The following is an 18,266-nucleotide window of genomic DNA, read 5'->3' as shown; positions in this document are numbered from 1 at the left end:
AATGAGTATTACGGTAAACTCGGGATCAACGGCAACTAATAGTTCGACTTCTTCAACTTCAAGTGTTAATAGTGCGCTTGACAAAAATTCTTTCTTGAAACTGCTCATTGCCCAGCTAACAAATCAAGATCCGACATCGCCGATGGACAGTGCTCAATTTGTTTCACAGATGGCAGACTTTACAACATTGGAACAGACTCAGAATATGAGTAATGCCATTGATAAACTAGTATCGAGTCAATCGGACCAATCGCTTTCTGAACAGGCATCCATGATTGGAAAACAAATCAGTTGGAGCGAAACTAGTACAGACAGCAACGGAACGTCGAACACACACGCGATTAGTGGAGTTGTACAGGCAGTGAGTTTGAAAGATGGGGCGGTTACTTATCAAACGGATAATGGCTATGAAGTAGATCCTTCTTCGATTAGCGAGATCAGCAATTCTGAAGAGGCGGGACAGAGTGACTAAGATAAACACTTTTTCCTATCAGCCATTACCGCGGGTGCCGTCGAAACAAGTAAAGGGCGATCCTACTAAGAAGCAGGAAGAAAGGCCGCATCTATCCTTCTCTCAAAATCTTAAGAATGAATGTGACAGCTTGCCTGTGAAACTATCAAAACACGCGCGTGAACGTATGGATGTACGCAATATTCACATATCGCAGACTGAATGGCAGCTGATTCACACGAAAATGCAAGAAGCAAAAAAAATGGGGATTAATGACTCACTTGTTTTAACCAAGGACGCGGCATTGGTGGTCAATACATCAAATCAAACGGTTATTACGGCAATGGGCATCGATGAAGCGCGAACACGAATTTTCTCAAATATCAATGGGACAATTGTGATTAATCAGTAAACCAGCTGGACCTTTTTAAGGAGAGCTGAGGCTGTGGAATGACTGAAGCAGTCAACCAAAAGGAGGAATTCATTATGTTATTACGCTCATTAGGATCAGGTGTTTCAGGATTGAAGAACTTCCAGACAAGCTTGGATGTCATCGGAAACAACATCTCCAACGTCAGCACAACCGGTTATAAGAAAGCAAGAATCAACTTTGAAGATTTGTTTAATAACAACATCCAAGGCTCAAGTACAAATAAAAATGCTGTTCAGGTTGGTCTTGGCGCGCAAACAGGCTCCATTGACAATATCATCACAAACGGTGTGGTGAATCCGACAGGAAATCCTTATGATGTAGCCATCAATGGTGAAGGTTATTTTCAGGTAACTGATGGGACAAATACCTATTACACAAGAGCCGGTGATTTGAAATTGAATACTGCCGGTACACGATTAGTTACATCCCAAGGAATGCAAATTACAATAGCCAATGAAAATACAACGTATGATTTAACTGATTGCAGCGCATTTACTATTAACGGTCAGGGAGAGATCATTGGTACACTTAATAATGCCATTGATAACGGCGACGGCACGACAACTTCCAGTGTAAACTTAGGACGAATCGAAGTATTTACATTTCCTAATCCGGCTGGTCTTGAAAAAGTTGGGAATTCACTCTATCAACCGAGCCAAGCTTCTGGAGCCTTTAGAAACGATCCGACTACAAATGGTCAAGGAAAACTTGTTCAAAACGCTCTTGAAGGCTCAAACGTTGATTTGACGGACGAAATGACGGCACTGATTGAAGCGCAGCGTGCGTACCAAGCAAATGCGCGAACAGTGACGACAGCAGACCAAATACTTCAAGAATTGGTGCAGTTGAAACGATAAATAAATGAGGGGGATGAATGAGCTGGGCGGTTTCATTGCCCGGCGCATTTTGTGGCGAGGATGATTCAATTAACCCATTTTAATAACCAATCCTTTTTACTAAACCCATTTCTAATTGAGCAGGTGGAATCGTTGCCGGATACAACGATCACATTGACAAATGGGAAGAAGTTGATTGTCAAAGAATCTCCGGAGGAAGTCAGCCGGATTGTGACTCAATTTCTAAAAAAAATCTCTTTACTGTCGGGCTTAACTGCAGAAGAAGGTGTGTTTAGATGTTCAAAAGCCGAGGAATGAATGTACTCTTTATTTTAATGGTCCTTATGATCATCGGAACGATCGCAGCCTTCTTCATCATGTCAAACTTAGGCCGTGGCAATGAAGCGGAGAAAGATCCGGATATTGATGAAATTGTAAAAAATCTTACAGTTGCGACCGGAGAAATCACCACCAATATAAAAGGTGATCACTTCATCAAATTGGATTTTAATATTCAGGTCTCAAGCAAAGAAACGAAAGAAGAACTTGAAAAACGATCGTATCAAGTGAAGAACGCAGTTATTTATACCGTTTCAGGAATGTCTCCGAGTGATTTACAGGATCAGCAAGGCCTATCCAATTTGGAAGACATGGTAAAAAAAAGAATTAATGGGTTCCTTAAGAGTGGCACAGTAGTTCATGTATATACGACAGAAAAAATTGTGCAGTAATCTCTGGCGAAATTGGAGGTGGTGAAGAAAAATGGCCGACGTACTTTCACAATCTGAGATTGATGCGCTGCTCTCCGCACTGTCAACAGGCGAAATGGATGCAGAAGAATTAAAAAGCGAGGAAAAGAAATCAAAAATACGTGTTTACGATTTTAAACGCGCGCTTCGCTTTTCGAAGGATCAGATTCGCAGTTTGACACGCATACATGAGAATTATGCGCGGTTGCTGACTTCCTATTTTTCGGCACAGCTGAGAACTTATGTTCAAATATCTGTTGCTTCGGTTGACCAATTGCCCTATGAGGAATTTATTCGCTCAATTCCATCCGCGACAGTCCTGAACATTATTGAGGCACCGCCGCTGGAGGGGCATTTGATCGCTGAAGTTAATCCGAACATCGCTTATGCAATGCTTGATCGATTGCTTGGCGGAAGCGGCGAAAGCATGAACAAAATTGAAAATTTAACTGAAATCGAAACAGATTTGATGAAGGGGCTTTTTGAAGGCAGTTTACCTGCCTTAAAAGAAGCATGGTCCTCTGTTGAGCACGACATTGATCCTGTCTTGATTGAACTTGAGACCAACCCTCAATTTCTTCAATTGGTTTCACCGAATGAAACGGTGATTGTTATCTCACTATCCGCAATGATTGGGAAGTCAAGCGGGATGATTAATCTTTGTTTGCCACATGTGGTGCTTGAACCGATAATACCTAAATTGTCTATGCATTATTGGATGAGCGAGAAGAAAAACGATGTCACAACGGAAGAATATCAATCTCTGAAAAAGAGTGTGGAGCATTCATACGTCGCATTGACTGCCAATCTGGGTCATTCACAAATAACGGTCAATGAGCTATTAAACTTAAACGTTGGGGACGTCATCAAATTGGATCAGCATTTAGATCAGCCGTTGAGGATTGATGTCGGCGAATTCTCTAAATTTATTGCACAGCCGGGAAAACGTCAAAAAAGAATTGCTGTCCAAATCATAAAAACCATAACAGAGGAGGATGACATCGATGAGTGACGGACAACTTTCGCAAGAGGAAATTGATGCGCTTCTTGGAAACAGTCAGAGCCAAAATTTAGAACAAATGAACGCATCTGAGTCAGATATGCAACTGGATCGCAAAATTGTAGAAGACATGTCCGATTTAGATGAAGATGTACTTGGTGAAATCGGTAATATTTCTTTCGGCAGTGCGGCAACTGCATTATCTACCATATTGAATAAGAAAGTCGAAATCACAACACCGCAAGTACATTTAGTTAATCGAAATAATTTGTCTGAAGAGTTTCCCGTTCCACATGTTTCTGTGCTAGTAAATTATACGGAGGGCTTTCAGGGTTCCTGCATGCTTGTCATTAAGACGCGTGACGCCAGTGTCATCGCAAACCTAATGATGGGTGGAGATGGAACGAATCCAGCCGAACAGATCAGTGATATGGAAATGAGTGCGGTACAGGAAGCAATGAACCAGATGATGGGTTCTTCATCTACCGCTATGTCGACTGTTTTTAATCGGCGAATCGACATTTCACCACCAAAACTGAGTCTGATGAATGTTAAAACGAATCAAGGAATTGAGAATCTGCCAAAGGATGAGATTATGTTTGAAATCTCATTTCAATTAAAGATTGGCGATCTTGTGGATTCACATATCATGCAGTTGATTCCAATTGATTTTGGTAAGCAACTCGTCAGTTTACTTGTTAAAGAAACGGGTGGACAAAACTCTGTACCTAATGAGCCAAGTGAACATGCAGAAGAGGTGATACCAGCCATTTCCAAAGAGAGGAGCAACGATTCGGCTCAAAAAGAGGCGGCTGTGGCTTTGGCCCCTGAGGCGCCTGCGGCGAGTCATGCTCAGGAGCGTGCAATACCTCATGAGGACGTCCATCCCGTACGCTTTTCCGATTTTAATGAAGAACCTCCGTCAAGAGAACAACCGATGCCGAGAAATCTTAATCTGTTGATGGATATTCCACTTGACGTTAGTGTTGAACTTGGCCATACAAAGAAAACAATTAAAGATGTTTTGGAACTGGGTCCCGGTTCAATCATTGAATTAGACAAGCTCGCCGGTGAGGCGATTGATATCTTGGTTAATCAAAAGTATATCGCAAAAGGTGAAGTTGTCGTGGTCGACGAAAACTTCGGTATCCGCATTACAGAGATACTTGACCAAAGCGACCGAATTAAAAATCTGTAAGACGAGCATGGAACTGTTTGTATCGCTTTTTTTCCTGGCAGATTCGCTTATGCGCTCTGGCAGATTAATATATTTCTGATAAATGAAACCGGAGGGATTAACGTGGCAGGACGCATACTTGTTGTTGATGACGCTGCTTTTATGAGAATGATGTTAAAAGACATTTTAACCAAAAATGGTTATGAGGTTTGCGGCGAAGGAGCTAATGGTAACGAAGCGGTAGCTAAGTACGAAGAATTTAAACCTGATTTGGTGACTTTGGATATCACGATGCCTGAAATGGATGGGATCAACGCGCTTAAGAAAATAAAAAGCATTGACCCTAATTGCAAAGTAATTATGTGCTCCGCCATGGGTCAGCAGTCGATGGTTATTGACGCGATCCAAGCGGGTGCGAAGGATTTTATCGTTAAGCCGTTTCAACCTGATCGTGTCATCGAGGCAATCAAGAAAGCGATTGGATGAGTATTTGTGAAGAGAACTCATTGGTTTAAATCAGCGCTTGCTTTTTGCTTGATCTTATTCTTTTTAATCGGTCCTATTTCGATCTCCTATGCAGAATCAGGGGATAATACGGTAAAAGAGTGGATTGAAAACGGGCAAAAAACTCAAAAAACAGACAATCAACCGACGAGTAACAGCACGAGTACTCAAAAGACAAAATCGGTTACTTATGGAAACTCGAATCTATTTGTAACCTTTATCAAATTGTTCTTTGCTTTGCTGATCGTACTCGCGTTGATTTACTTACTTTACCATTTTGTTGTGAAACGCACCGGGAAATTCACTCAAGTTAATTCGCTGAAAAATATGGGCGGTGTCTCATTAGGAGCAAATCGCTCCTTACAGCTTATTCGCGTTGGTGATGAGGTTCTTGTTGTCGGTGTTGGTGAAACCGTTCAGTTACTTAAGGAAATCAAAGATCCGGATGTGATTCAATCGCTGACACGTCAGTCTGATTCTCCCGATCCATTTGAAGAGAATGTGCTCAAAGCACTCAAATGGACGACTGATCACGCACTACGCCGTTCAAAAGCAACATCCGATGGACAAGACAGAACGACACCGGTACAAAATGAATTTCAAAAACAGCTCGATGTACTGAACAAAGAGCGTTCCAATCAATTAAGTGCTTTGATTCAGGAGGTCAGGAAAAAATGAATAGCATACCTGGTATTCCTGCCGACTTTTTCACGAGTCAGCCTCAGGATGTGGCAACAACACTGCAATTATTGCTTGTCCTGACGGTGCTCTCACTCGCACCGGCGATTCTGGTACTCATGACCTGTTTTACCCGAATCATCATTGTACTTTCTTTTGTGAGGACATCGTTGTCAACCCAGCAGATGCCTCCTAATCAAGTGTTGATCGGTCTCGCTTTATTCCTTACTTTCTTTGTTATGGCGCCGGTGTACGGTCAAATTAATACTGATGCCATTCAGCCTTATATGAAGAAAGAAATTTCACAAAAACAGGCATTGTCGAAAGCGCAGATACCGATAAAGGAATTTATGGCGAAGGAAACACGAGAGAAGGACTTGCAGCTGTTTCTCAGTTACGGAAATTATAAATCTCCGAAAAAGGTGAGCGAGATTCCATTAACGGCTCTTATTCCGGCTTTCACAATAAGTGAGCTGAAAACGGCTTTTCAGATGGGATTTATGATTTTCATCCCGTTTCTCGTCATTGATATGGTGGTGGCCAGTATCTTGATGGCGATGGGTATGATGATGCTGCCGCCGGTAATGATTTCACTTCCATTTAAAATCTTACTCTTTATCATGGTGGATGGCTGGTACCTAATCGTTGAGTCTTTGCTTAAGAGTTTCTGAGAAAGGTGATACCGAATGAGTTCTGAAATGATTTTATCGATCGCCGATCAAAGTGTCATGGCCGTCTTAATGATTGGCGGTCCTATACTGGTCCTGTCACTAGTCATTGGACTGATCGTCAGTATCTTTCAGGCGGCGACGCAGATTCAGGAACAGACGCTGGCCTTCATTCCGAAGATTGTCGCAGTACTCTTCGGATTGATCCTGTTCGGACCCTGGATGCTTTCAAAGATGCTCGCGTTTACCGAGAATATTTTTGCGAATCTACCGAACTTCATTCGATAGAAAGGGAATAGATGAATCTTGTCATTATTTAATGCACTTCCCTTATTGTTATTAATCTTTGCACGACTGATCAGCTTCATTGCCACCATGCCAATTTTCTCATATCGGACGATACCCGCACCGGTGAAGATTGGACTTGCGGCTGTGCTTGCTTTGTTAGTTGACGTGACGATGCTTGAGAGTCAGACTGTCCCGCTTGACGGACGATTTGTTCTACTTTTGCTCAAAGAGATTCTTGTTGGTTTGTCCATGGGATTTGTCGCAGGAATTATCACTTATGGCGTCCAGCTTGCCGGTGCGTTTATCGATATGCAGATCGGATTTGCTATTGCGAATGTTATTAGTCCGGAGAGTGGTGTTCCAACACCCTTGACCGGTCAGTTCCTGTATCTGTTGCAATTGCTCTTTTTTCTCGGGGTCAATGCGCACCACATGCTGATTAACGGGATCTTATCAAGCTTTCAAATGATTCCTGTCGATGATTTAAGTGTTGCATTCGGATCAGGAGCAACTGCTGAATTTGTCGCTCGAGCAACTGCACAAATGTTCTTGATTGCGGCACAGTTGGCACTGCCGATCGTTGGCTGTCTCTTTTTAGTCGATGTCGCAGTAGGTCTCGTTGCGCGTACTGTGCCTCAGGTCAATGTATTCGTGGTTGGGCTGCCGCTCAAAACACTTGCGGGCTTTGCGGTTCTGCTGGTTGTATTTCCATCGCTTATTGGGCTGTTTCGGGTTATTTTTGAATCCATGACCTCAATTTTTAGCGACTTTATGCGTTTGTTAGGGAGTTAAGATGATGACGAACCTGCGCTATTCGCTTGATCTGCAATATTTTGCGGGAGAGAAAACGGAGAAAGCGACTCCACATAAACGCGAGGAAGGAAGGAAAAAGGGACAGGTCTTTAAAAGTGCGGATTTGTCGACAGCAATCAGTATGCTTGCTTTTTTCCTTTATTTTCGACTTGCTGGCGGGGGAGTTGTGAAGCAGCTGGCTGAAATGATGGGGCAATTTTATACGATGAATTTGGATATGTCGGTTACTGAACTTAATTTACATCGAATGCTTTCGGATTTATCTGTTCAGGTACTTAAACTATTGCTTCCCATTCTCATCATCGCATTGGTTGTAGGGGTTGCGACTCAGGTTTTTCAAGTCGGATTCTTGTTCTTGCCGGAGACACTCTTATTTAAAGGTGAACGGATTGATCTGCTTAAGGGATTGAAAAGAACTTATTCGCTGCGGGCAATTGTTGAACTGCTGAAATCAATGCTTAAGATTATTTTTATCGGACTCATTGCATTTTCAATTCTTTGGATGAATCGCCAATCCATTGCTCAATCTGCGAGCCAGCCTATTTTAGAAAGCATTCGCTCACTGTCGCAAATCATGCTCAATATGGGGATCGCCGTTTCAATCGCTTTGATTGCGCTGTCTCTGCTCGATTATCTTTACCAGAAATATGATTATGAGAAAAACATGAGGATGTCCAAGCAAGATATTAAGGACGAGTTCAAAACAATTGAAGGTAATCCGCAGATTAAATCTAAGGTGAAGGAACGCCAAAGACAAATGGCATTAAACCGCATGATGCAGGAAGTACCTAATGCGGATGTTATCATTACAAATCCGACACACTTTGCCGTTGCACTGCACTATGACGCAGAAGAAATGAACGCTCCCATAGTCATTGCCAAAGGCGCGGATCTCATTGCTCTTCGAATTAAAGAGATTGCCAAAGAACATCAGATTGTCATTGTTGAGAAAAAGCCGCTGGCGAGAGCGCTCTATCATTCTCTTGAAATAGGGGATAGTATCCCGGAAGAATTTTTTAAGGCGGTTGCTGAACTATTGGCATATGTTTATCGGTTGAAAGGAAAAGCATGATTGGAAAGGAGGAATACGATGAAAACGAGAGATTATATTGTGATGGTTGGTGTCGTTTTAATTGTTATGATGCTGATCATCCCGTTACCTGCAGCATTGCTTAGTTTTCTAATCGTCATGAATATATCGCTCGCTCTTGTTATTCTCCTTGTCACACTGAACGTCACGGAATCTCTCGAATTCTCTGTCTTTCCTTCGTTACTTTTGATTATGACTTTATTCCGTATCGCTTTGAACGTGTCGACAACCCGACTGATCCTTTCTGAAGGTGATGCGGGCCGCGTCATTGAAGCGTTCGGACAATTCGTTGTTGGAGGAAATATTATTGTTGGTCTTGTGGTTTTCTTAATCCTTATTATCGTTCAGTTTCTTGTCATCACAAAAGGCGCAGAACGGGTAGCGGAAGTGGCAGCCCGTTTCACGCTTGATGCGATGCCGGGAAAGCAAATGAGTATTGATGCAGACATGAACGCTGGATTAATTAACGATCAAGAAGCCAAAAAACGTCGAGAGAAAATAACGCGTGAAGCTGATTTTTATGGCGCTATGGACGGTGCCAGCAAGTTTGTCAAAGGTGACGCGATCGCCAGTATGATTATTGTCGCGATAAATTTAATTGTCGGCATGATCATCGGGGTGGCGCAGCAAGGGATGGATCTTGCAGATGCGGCACAGAATTTTAGCTTGCTTTCTGTAGGTGATGGAATTGTCAGCCAGGTTCCGGCACTTCTCATTTCGACGGCAACCGGCATTATCGTCACACGATCATCTTCAGAAAACAATATGGGTAAAGAAGTATCGGACCAGTTACTCTCCTATCCGATCATGCTCATTATTGCAGGATGCGTCATTTTTATTTTAGGGCTGACACCGATTGGTATGATGGCAACATTGCCAATTGCGCTGATTCTGGTGATCGCCGGTTTTATGATTCGAAGAAGACGCGGAACAGAGCAGCAGGATGTTGCGGAGGAAGAGAATAAGAAAGCGGAAGAGTCCTTTAAAAGTCAGGAAAACGTGATGAATCTCCTGCATATGGATCCGGTTGAGTTTGAATTCGGCTACGCGCTTGTTCCGCTTGCCGACAGTTCGCAGGGCGGAGATCTTCTTGATCGAATCGTCATGATTCGCAGACAACTTGCACTGGAACTTGGTTTTGTGCTTCCGGTTGTACGAATCCGCGATAACATTCAGCTCGAACCAAACAGCTATCGAATTAAAATCAACGGCAGCGAAGTTGCCAAAGGTGAATTGCTTCCCGATCATTATCTCGCGATGAGTCCGGGAATTGAAGATCCGTCAATAAAAGGAATTGAGACGGTTGAACCAGCATTTGGCCTTAAAGCACTTTGGATTGATGAACAAACAAAGGAACAAGCAGAGCTGTCAAGTTATACGGTTGTCGATCCCCCGTCCGTTGTATCAACCCATCTAACTGAAGTGATGCGGCGACACGCCTATGAACTTGTTGGCAGACAAGAAACTCAGCAACTAGTTGATCACTTGAAAGAACAGTATCCTGCCCTCGTTGATGCAGTGATTCCGGATCCTTTAACGGTCGGTGATGTACAAAAGGTTCTTGTAAATTTATTGAAGGAAAATCTGTCCATTAGAAATTTACCGATTATCTTTGAGACATTGGCAGATTATGGACAAATGACCAAGGATACCAATTTGCTCACTGAATACGTCCGGCAAGCGCTCTCGCGTCAGATTACAGAGCAGTTCACAACACCTGGCGAAACATTAAAGGTTTTGACGCTCAGCCCTGATCTTGAAAGAAAAATATCTGATTCCATTCAGAAGACAGAGCATGGGAACTTTCTCGCTTTAGATGGTTCGACCACATCACAAGTATTGAAAAATCTTTCTTCTTCTGTTGAAAAATGGGCGGATTTGGAGAGTGATCCGGTTATTCTCTGTTCACCTGCCGTGCGCATGTACGCGCGTCAATTAACCGAACGATATTTTCCAAATATTAGAATTCTATCTTACAATGAACTAGAGACAAATGTTGAAGTACAAAGCATTGGGGTGCTGAGCGCGGCATGAAAATGAAGAAAATTATTGCGCCTACTATGGCTCAGGCAATTGAAAAAGTGAAACAAGAACTGGGCAGCGATGCAGTCATTTTTCATACGAAAAAAGTGACGACCGGCAGATTTTTTAATTTGTTCAAAAAAGAAAGTGTTGAAGTTCTTGCTGCCAGTGATCCTGAAATTAATGCGCCATTAAAAAAAATAAGAAAAAAAGCCGAAGAACAAAATGAGGCTATTCGGTTCAATCATCATTCGATTGCGAATAACAAAATGCCCTTCAGACGTGTAAGTGAAAAGGTTGATCAACTTTTTTCCGCACCTCAATTAGTTCAAGAATTTCGCGATAAACTATTGAGTCACGGAATGCTGCGCGAGGATACGGATCCCTTGATACAAAAATTAATCAAGAAGTGGTATCAGAGCGATGAGCACATGAACCAAGAAGAAATGAAGCGTGCTTTGAAGGATGAACTTGTTCAAAGTCTTGATCCGACTCGTTTTCTTCCCTCGGTGCTGCACGAGCGTTTCATTATGTTGGTTGGCCCAACTGGCGTCGGCAAGACGACGACCTTGGCAAAGATCGCAAGTCGTGCCGTTCTAGATGAGGGGAAAAAAATAGCGTTTATCACTTCAGATACGTATCGAATAGCGGCGATCGATCAATTGAAGATGTATGCCAATATCCTAAATGCGCCAATTGAGATTGCTTACACAGAACACGATTTTCATGAATTGATTCGAAAGTTCGCGCATTTTGATCATGTTTTTATTGACACGGCAGGACGAAATTTTCAAGACAGTTCCTACATAAACGAATTGATCAAACTGGTTGACGGAGAGTCTCAGATTGGCATGTATTTAGTTTTATCCGCAACATCCAAATTGGAGGATATGGATATGGTTATCAATCAATTTGAGGCATTACATCTTTCACGAGTCATTCTCTCAAAAATTGATGAAACCTTATCTTTTGGTACAATTGTCAGCATTTTGTTGCGTCATCGACAATTGAGTATTTCATACATAACAGATGGGCAGGCCGTTCCTGACGATTTACGTAATCCTAATGTACGTGAACTCATTAATCGGCTATTGGGTGATTCACATGACTAATGATCAAGCAGAACAATTAAGATTACGCATACTTCAAGGAAAGAATGAAGAGCGTTGCGCCCAGATTGTTGGTATTGCCAGCGGCAAAGGTGGCGTCGGCAAATCTGTTTTCTGTGTCAACTTTTCTCTAGCACTGAGCGAAATCGGCAAAAAGGTACTGATTGTTGATCTCGATGTCGGTATGGGGAATGTTGAACAATTAATGGGGAAGTCGGCTCAATTAAATATTGTGGATGCTATTGTCAATGAGGTTAATTTTCAGAACGCTTTGGTAAACGTTACATCAAATGTTTCGTTTATCGCGGGAGGAACAGGTCTTTCCTCCTTGTTTCATTTAGATCATGGCCATTTATCTTTTTTTATAGAACAACTTAATTTAATGAAAAGAGACTATGACTTTATCATTTTTGATTTTGGCGCGGGGGCATCAGATGACATGTTCCACTTTATGCTTGCGGTAGATCGTTTGATTCTCATTACAACGCCGGAACCGCCTGCGATGGCAGACAGTTATTCATTAATAAAAATGGTGTATGCGATGAAAAAAAACCTTGATATATCATGCGTTGTCAATCAGACACTTGGTCGCAAAGAGGGCTGGGCAACTTGGCAACGGTTATCATCGGTATCAGAGCGGTTTTTGGAAGAGTCCCCGTCATGGCTTGCTTCATTGCATAGAGACAATGATCTTTTAATGTCCGTGCGAAATCAAAAACCTTGCATGCTGAGTCATCCGCAGGCTAAGTACTCTGTGGAGATGAGAATTCTTACTCGCGCTTTTCTTGCTCAATGCGGGGAGCAGGTTGCAAGCAGACATCAATCATCGTTCGGAGATAAAGTTAGAAAATATCTAAAGTTGACAAGGAGGGGTGAGAAATGAATCCGATCAAAGTACTTGTGGTTGATGATTCTGCTTTCATACGTCAAACCATAAAAGCGATGATTGAAGAGGATTCAAGGCTTAAAGTGGTAGCGACGGCGCGAGATGGTAAAGATGCACTAGAAAAATTATTTCGCTATCAGCCGGATGTCGTAACACTTGACATCATCCTTCCGGGAGACAAAGATGGGCTCGATGTTTTACACGACATCATGAGTTTTCAACCCACGCCCACGATAATGGTCAGCGGGGCTTCTGATGAGAACGCCAGTTACGTTATTGAAGCGATAAGCAGTGGGGCGTTCGATTTTATTTTTAAACCATCAGGCAGACCATCTGATGTTGAGCGAATTGAGCATGAACTTCAACAGAAGATAAAACAAGCGGCAGTATCAAAGATTAAAGTGGGAGACACCAAACAAATTTATGAAGGAAAACATGAGCGGGCTGAACCTGCAAGACAACCGGATCATCCTTCACTAAGTAATGCTCGGATTGTGCTCATTGGTACATCCACCGGTGGACCGAAAGCCTTACAGACCGTAGTTCCTGGGCTGAGCAAGCAGTTGCCTGCTCCTATTCTTATCGTGCAGCATATGCCGTCTCGTTTTACAAAATCGTTGGCGGAACGTCTGAATCGCTTGTCAACGATAACAGTGACTGAGGCAAAAGAAGGAGAAATCCTTGAAAAAGGGCATTGTTATGTTGCTCCCGGCGGTATGCATATGTGTATTGAAAGCGATGAGCAAGCCCGTCTCAGGTGTCATTTATCAAATTCTGCTCCGGTAAACGGTGTTCGGCCTTCGATCGATGTGACGCTGCGATCACTTGCCAAGCTTCACGGATATTCCTATGTAGTATCTATTTTGACGGGAATGGGAAAAGACGGCGCACGAGGTGTTATCGATTTATGTGCGGCAGGGAAGAATGTGCGCACCATCGCTGAATCAGAAGAGACATGTACAGTGTTTGGTATGCCAAAAGCATTGATTGAAACTGGAAAAGTGAATGAGATTCAACCTTTATATCATATTGCCAAAGCAATCTGCGGCGAATTCGGATTACAGGGAGATGAATGACCATGGATATGAGTCAATATTTGGGCGTGTTTTTGGATGAAGCACGAGAACACTTACAGAATCTGAATGATAAACTGATGACTCTAGAGCAAAATGCCGATGATCCTGAATTAATTAACAGTATTTTCAGATCCGCACACACACTGAAAGGAAGCTCGGGTCAGATGGGCTTTCAAAACATGATGGAACTCACACATATCATGGAAAATGTATTTGACGCACTCCGACATCAGAGTATCAAAGTCAGCTCAGAAATGATTGATGTCCTTTTCGAGGGCTTGGATCATCTCGAAGCAATGGCTGACACCATCGAACAAAATGGGAGTGATGTTCGTGAAGTGTCTGGAACCATAAAGAAACTTCAAACGCTCACCACAGGTGGCGCACAGGATAATGGTGCTCCTTCAAGTGGCCAAAAAGTCGCAGTATCAACTGCCTCAGAACCAGTGAATACGAAAGCTATGGAACTGACGGACTATGAAAAAGAATTTGTTTCCCAGGCTCAGTCACAGAATCTCTATGTATTTGAAACGGTTGTGAATCTCAACAAAGATTGCGTGCTCAAAGCGGCTCGAGCGCTGATGATTTCAAACGCCTTGGAAGAATCCGGAACAATAATCGGGACAAGGCCTTCAACTGAAGAAATTGAAAAAGAGGCGTTTGATCAGCAACTGGTTTTTCTGATTGCAACAGAATCCGAAAATCAGGAGATTCAGAATAAAATAAACCAAATTTCAGAAATCGAGGACGTTATTGTTTCCCCCATAAATAATTTAGATGAGAATTCACCAGTTGTACAGAGGCAACAGGCGCAGGATATAGGTCCGAAGAAACAAGCTCAGAAAGAAAACGAGCCGAGCAAACCGGCTGCTGCTCATCCGGCTGTCACCGTGGCTAAGACAATTCGTGTAAATCTGGATCGAATAGATCAACTTTTGAACCTTTTTGAAGAATTGATTATTGATCGCGGACGACTTGAGAAAATCGCATCCGATATTGATAATACGGACCTGAAGGATACAGTAGGAACGATTAAACGTATTTCCAATCAATTACAGGAAACCATTCTTAATTTGCGCATGGAGCCAATTGAGCAGGTCTTCAACCGATTCCCAAGGATGGTCCGCAATCTCTCAAAGGAATTGAACAAGAAAGTTAATTTTGTAATCAATGGAGCGGAAACCGAACTGGATCGTACGGTAATTGAAGAATTGGGCGACCCGCTCATGCATATGATTCGGAACTCCATGGACCATGGAATTGAGACACCTGAAGTTCGAAAGGCGAAGGGAAAAGATCCCGAAGGTACGTTGTCCCTTAGTGCATATTACAGCGGAAATCATGTCATTGTTGAAATTGTGGATGACGGCGCAGGCATCAACAAAGAAAAAGTACTTGCGAAAGCGATTGAGAAGAATGTTGTAACCAAGGAAGCTGCACAAAAACTTACCGACAAAGACATCTACCATTTACTTTTTGCCTCGGGGTTCAGTACCGCTGACAAGATTTCGGATATATCGGGACGAGGAGTCGGACTCGATGTCGTTGAAAGTAAAATTCATTCACTCAGCGGAAGCGTCGAGGTAGATTCCGAGCGGGATAAAGGATCGAAGTTTACAGTGAGACTGCCTTTGACGCTCTCCATCATCAATGCTTTGCTCGTTCAGTGCAGTAAGGAAATTTACGCGATTCCAATCAACTCCATTGCTGAAACAGCGCTAAGGCGTCATATTGAGGTGATGAGCATCCATAACCGGAATGTGATGCAGTATCATGGACAAGTTGTACCTATAATTAATCTCTGCGACTACTTGTCGATTACCTCTGTAGAAAAGAACAACAATAATGAAGTCGATCAAGGGAGTTCCGTTGTGATGGTTCACCATGGTGATAAGAATGTTGCGTTAGTAGCAGATAAACTGCTTGGCTATCAGGACATCGTCGTCAAACCGCTTGGCAACTATTTGAAAAATGTGTCTGGTTTTTCAGGTGCAACGATTCTCGGCGATGGCAAGGTTGCGTTAATTATCGACTGTCAAGCAATCATCACGACACAGAAAAAACTATTCTTAAAAGAACAGGCTTGAGGAGGAACACATGGTGACAAATCAGAAAGAAACAAGTATGAAGGTCATTTTGTTTGAAATAAATTCTGAATCGTACGGTGTGCCGGTTGAGCAAGTATTATCTATCGAGAAAGTAGATGACATCACTCGTCTTCCTAATGCTGCCTCATTTGTCAAAGGGGTAATGAATCTGCGCGGGTTGATCGTCCCGATTATCGATGTCCGCAATCGGTTCCAGATGGGTGAATCTGTCGTGACAAAAGAAAGTCGGATCATTGTCGTCGATGTGGAGGATATGAAAGTCGGATTACTGGTTGACTCGTCCAAAGAGGTCTTGGACATTGAATCAGCTAAGATCGAAAAAGCTCCTGAAATCATTGGCGGACCGTCAGCGAACTATTTGAATGGTGTCGCACAAATCGGAGACAATGAACTGCTTCTTTTGCTCAATCTTGATCGGGTACTGAATCAAGATGATGTTGCCGACTTACTGAAGATCGAGGGATGATTTATGAACAATTTAAAGGAATTACGTGCCTCACATCTTGATTTACTAAAGGAATCGGGCAACATCGGCGCCGCCCATGCCGCCTCGTCATTATCCATGCTGTTAAATAAGTCTATTGATATGAACATACCATCTGTGCGTGTGCTGCCGATTTCAGATTTAATTGACAAGGATGCAGAAAGGCAGGTTGCCGCTTCTTATATCCAAGTAGATGGCGGACTCAAAGGCTTCTTTTTCATGATGTTTGATATGGAGCAGGCGAATACATTGATTCAAGAACTAGTACCTAATGGGAATGTCCTTGATGACGAAATGGGAAAATCAGCTTTTTGTGAAATCAGCAACATCCTTTGCGGCTCTTATTTGTCTGCACTAGCTGCTTTTCTCAAAATTTCATTAACCCAAGCTCCGCCAAATTATGCAGTGGATATGGCGGGGGCAATTCTAAGTGAGGGACTCGTTGAACTCTCGCTTTACGACGAATCAGCTTTGCTAATCGATGCTGTTCTTTTTGATCGTCAGAAGGGGAACAGGCTAAATGGCGAATTTTTATTTCTTCCATTCCCTGATTCTCTTGACGTTATCTTCAACATCGCTGAAGGGAAGTCTTTCCATTGATTCACGTCGGTCTTTCAGAGATTAAATTTGCCGAATCGCCGGAGACATTGAAGACACTGGGTCTTGGATCATGCGTGGGCGTTGTGATCTATCATGCACAAAGGAAGGTTGCGGGAATGGCGCACGTGATGCTGCCTGATTCAGCGCTTGCGAGAACGATGACGTATCCGCTTGGCAAATATGCGGATACAGCCGTTCCAGAGCTGGTAAAGAAGATGACAGAGTATTATTGTTGTCCTCTATCTCAGCTCAGGGCAAAGATCGCAGGAGGTGCCGAGATGTTCAAGTCAACACGAACACTGCCTTTAGGGAGCATTGGAAAGAGAAATGTCGAGGCTGTAAAAGACCAACTGACCAACTATCATATACCGCTCATCGCAGAAGAGACTGGTGCAGATTATGGACGCACTATAGAATACCTCATAGACAGCTGCGAGTTGACGATTCATGCTATATTTAAAGGGAAAAGTGTTATTTAAGTTTGGCTTGTTACAAAGGAGGGGAGACAATTGGGAAAATCTGAAGCCGTAGAATCGAACTATTGGGATCGCTGGATTCAGTCTCATGATGTAGAAGCAGCAAATTGTCTTCTCGAAATTTATATGCCACTTGTCAATTACCACGTGCAGAGAATTGGGGCAGGATTGCCCCGAAATATTGATCGAGGAGAGCTTCAAAGTTATGGATTGCTTGGTCTCTACGATGCACTAGAAAAATTTGATCGTAAGAGAGATTTGAAATTTGATACATATGCGTCGTTTCGAATTCGCGGAGCGATTTTAGATGGATTGCGGAAAGAGGATTGGATGCCGCGCTCAATGCGGGAGAAGAGTAAAAAGATTGAAAAGGCTGCCGAGAAAATTGAGCAAGAACAAATGCGCTCAGCCACAATTGATGAGGTCGCCGCAGCTTGCGAACTATCTTCTGAAGAAGTTTCACAAATATTGTCTGAGAGCCTGCTATCTAATTTACTCTCACTTGATGACAGTGCTTCGAGTATGAGCAGTGAATTTCCAGCCGCCATAATCGAGGATGTTCGAGCAGTTCTACCGGAGAAAAGGTTGGTGGATCAGGAAAACAGAGCCCAACTCGCCAAAGAAATTGACAAACTAAGTGAAAAAGAGCGTCTTGTCGTGTCACTTTTCTATTTTGATGAACTTACTTTGACTGAAATCGGACAGGTGTTAAACCTTTCAACATCACGGATTTCCCAGATCCACAGCAAAGCGCTTTTTAAGTTGAGACAATACCTCAACGCTACTGAAAGTAAAACTACATAACTTGAGAAGCGAGG

At 42.8% G+C, this 18,266-nt stretch carries 22 protein-coding genes; all 22 read left to right on the top strand.

Annotation, left to right across the window (positions count from 1 at the left end; all coding sequences use genetic code 11):
• Position 1: 1 nt before the first annotated feature.
• Positions 2-472: a flagellar hook capping FlgD N-terminal domain-containing protein gene (locus ABWW58_RS03765; RefSeq protein WP_353867907.1), complete on the top strand. Its 471-nt coding sequence runs from the start codon at positions 2-4 to the stop codon at positions 470-472.
• Complete coding sequence (locus ABWW58_RS03760) at positions 465-863, top strand: TIGR02530 family flagellar biosynthesis protein (RefSeq protein ID WP_353867906.1); 399 nt, start codon at positions 465-467, stop codon at positions 861-863. Before ABWW58_RS03765 ends, ABWW58_RS03760 begins: the two co-directional genes overlap by 8 nt.
• A gap of 74 nt (positions 864-937) precedes the next feature.
• Positions 938-1,741: a flagellar hook-basal body complex protein gene (locus tag ABWW58_RS03755; protein WP_353867905.1), complete on the top strand. Its 804-nt coding sequence runs from the start codon at positions 938-940 to the stop codon at positions 1,739-1,741.
• A gap of 60 nt (positions 1,742-1,801) precedes the next feature.
• A complete protein-coding gene (locus ABWW58_RS03750) occupies positions 1,802-2,038 on the top strand; it encodes a flagellar FlbD family protein (protein ID WP_353867904.1) in 237 nt (78 codons plus the stop codon).
• Positions 2,017-2,451 (top strand): flagellar basal body-associated FliL family protein, encoded by a 435-nt coding sequence (locus ABWW58_RS03745; protein ID WP_353867903.1) that lies wholly within the window; start codon positions 2,017-2,019, stop codon positions 2,449-2,451. Before ABWW58_RS03750 ends, ABWW58_RS03745 begins: the two co-directional genes overlap by 22 nt.
• A 31-nt stretch (positions 2,452-2,482) precedes the next feature.
• Complete coding sequence (fliM, locus tag ABWW58_RS03740; RefSeq protein ID WP_353867902.1) at positions 2,483-3,481, top strand: flagellar motor switch protein FliM; 999 nt, start codon at positions 2,483-2,485, stop codon at positions 3,479-3,481.
• Entirely contained in the window at positions 3,474-4,667 is a 1,194-nt protein-coding gene (gene fliY / locus ABWW58_RS03735) for a flagellar motor switch phosphatase FliY (protein WP_353867901.1), read from the top strand. Before fliM ends, fliY begins: the two co-directional genes overlap by 8 nt.
• A 102-nt stretch (positions 4,668-4,769) precedes the next feature.
• Positions 4,770-5,132 (top strand): response regulator, encoded by a 363-nt coding sequence (locus tag ABWW58_RS03730; protein WP_093669544.1) that lies wholly within the window; start codon positions 4,770-4,772, stop codon positions 5,130-5,132.
• 6 nt (positions 5,133-5,138) lie between these two features.
• Complete coding sequence (locus ABWW58_RS03725; protein WP_353867900.1) at positions 5,139-5,828, top strand: flagellar biosynthetic protein FliO; 690 nt, start codon at positions 5,139-5,141, stop codon at positions 5,826-5,828.
• Complete coding sequence (gene fliP, locus ABWW58_RS03720; protein ID WP_093669540.1) at positions 5,825-6,499, top strand: flagellar type III secretion system pore protein FliP; 675 nt, start codon at positions 5,825-5,827, stop codon at positions 6,497-6,499. Before ABWW58_RS03725 ends, fliP begins: the two co-directional genes overlap by 4 nt.
• A gap of 15 nt (positions 6,500-6,514) precedes the next feature.
• On the top strand, positions 6,515-6,784 hold the full coding sequence (fliQ, locus tag ABWW58_RS03715; RefSeq protein ID WP_093669538.1) for a flagellar biosynthesis protein FliQ: 270 nt from the start codon (positions 6,515-6,517) through the stop codon (positions 6,782-6,784).
• A gap of 18 nt (positions 6,785-6,802) precedes the next feature.
• On the top strand, positions 6,803-7,576 hold the full coding sequence (gene fliR, locus ABWW58_RS03710) for a flagellar biosynthetic protein FliR (RefSeq protein WP_353867899.1): 774 nt from the start codon (positions 6,803-6,805) through the stop codon (positions 7,574-7,576).
• 4 nt (positions 7,577-7,580) lie between these two features.
• A complete protein-coding gene (gene flhB, locus ABWW58_RS03705) occupies positions 7,581-8,669 on the top strand; it encodes a flagellar biosynthesis protein FlhB (protein WP_353867898.1) in 1,089 nt (362 codons plus the stop codon).
• Positions 8,670-8,687: 18 nt separating this feature from the next.
• Positions 8,688-10,721: a flagellar biosynthesis protein FlhA gene (gene flhA, locus ABWW58_RS03700; RefSeq protein WP_353867897.1), complete on the top strand. Its 2,034-nt coding sequence runs from the start codon at positions 8,688-8,690 to the stop codon at positions 10,719-10,721.
• A complete protein-coding gene (gene flhF, locus ABWW58_RS03695; RefSeq protein ID WP_353867896.1) occupies positions 10,718-11,821 on the top strand; it encodes a flagellar biosynthesis GTPase FlhF in 1,104 nt (367 codons plus the stop codon). The genes flhA and flhF overlap by 4 nt, the downstream gene beginning before the upstream one ends.
• Positions 11,814-12,701 (top strand): AAA family ATPase, encoded by an 888-nt coding sequence (locus tag ABWW58_RS03690; protein ID WP_353867895.1) that lies wholly within the window; start codon positions 11,814-11,816, stop codon positions 12,699-12,701. The genes flhF and ABWW58_RS03690 overlap by 8 nt, the downstream gene beginning before the upstream one ends.
• Positions 12,698-13,780, top strand: a complete 1,083-nt coding sequence (locus ABWW58_RS03685; protein WP_353867894.1) for a protein-glutamate methylesterase/protein-glutamine glutaminase — start codon at positions 12,698-12,700, stop codon at positions 13,778-13,780. The genes ABWW58_RS03690 and ABWW58_RS03685 overlap by 4 nt, the downstream gene beginning before the upstream one ends.
• A gap of 2 nt (positions 13,781-13,782) precedes the next feature.
• The gene (locus tag ABWW58_RS03680) at positions 13,783-15,867 is read left to right on the top strand and encodes a chemotaxis protein CheA (protein WP_353867893.1); all 2,085 of its coding nucleotides are present in this window, start codon (positions 13,783-13,785) and stop codon (positions 15,865-15,867) included.
• 10 nt (positions 15,868-15,877) lie between these two features.
• On the top strand, positions 15,878-16,354 hold the full coding sequence (locus ABWW58_RS03675; RefSeq protein ID WP_353867892.1) for a chemotaxis protein CheW: 477 nt from the start codon (positions 15,878-15,880) through the stop codon (positions 16,352-16,354).
• Between the two features lie 3 nt (positions 16,355-16,357).
• Positions 16,358-16,972 (top strand): chemotaxis protein CheC, encoded by a 615-nt coding sequence (locus tag ABWW58_RS03670; protein WP_353867891.1) that lies wholly within the window; start codon positions 16,358-16,360, stop codon positions 16,970-16,972.
• Positions 16,969-17,451 carry a chemotaxis protein CheD gene (locus ABWW58_RS03665; RefSeq protein ID WP_353867890.1) on the top strand — a complete coding sequence of 161 codons (483 nt, stop codon included), beginning with the start codon at positions 16,969-16,971 and terminating at the stop codon, positions 17,449-17,451. The genes ABWW58_RS03670 and ABWW58_RS03665 overlap by 4 nt, the downstream gene beginning before the upstream one ends.
• 30 nt (positions 17,452-17,481) lie before the next feature.
• Entirely contained in the window at positions 17,482-18,252 is a 771-nt protein-coding gene (locus tag ABWW58_RS03660) for a FliA/WhiG family RNA polymerase sigma factor (protein ID WP_353867889.1), read from the top strand.
• Positions 18,253-18,266: the final 14 nt, after the last annotated feature.

Origin of the sequence: Sporolactobacillus caesalpiniae (assembly GCF_040513385.1) — a bacterium.
Taxonomy (GTDB): domain Bacteria; phylum Bacillota; class Bacilli; order Bacillales; family Sporolactobacillaceae; genus Sporolactobacillus.
Note: the sequence above shows the minus strand (reverse complement) of the source record. Positions and strands in the feature narration are given on the sequence as shown.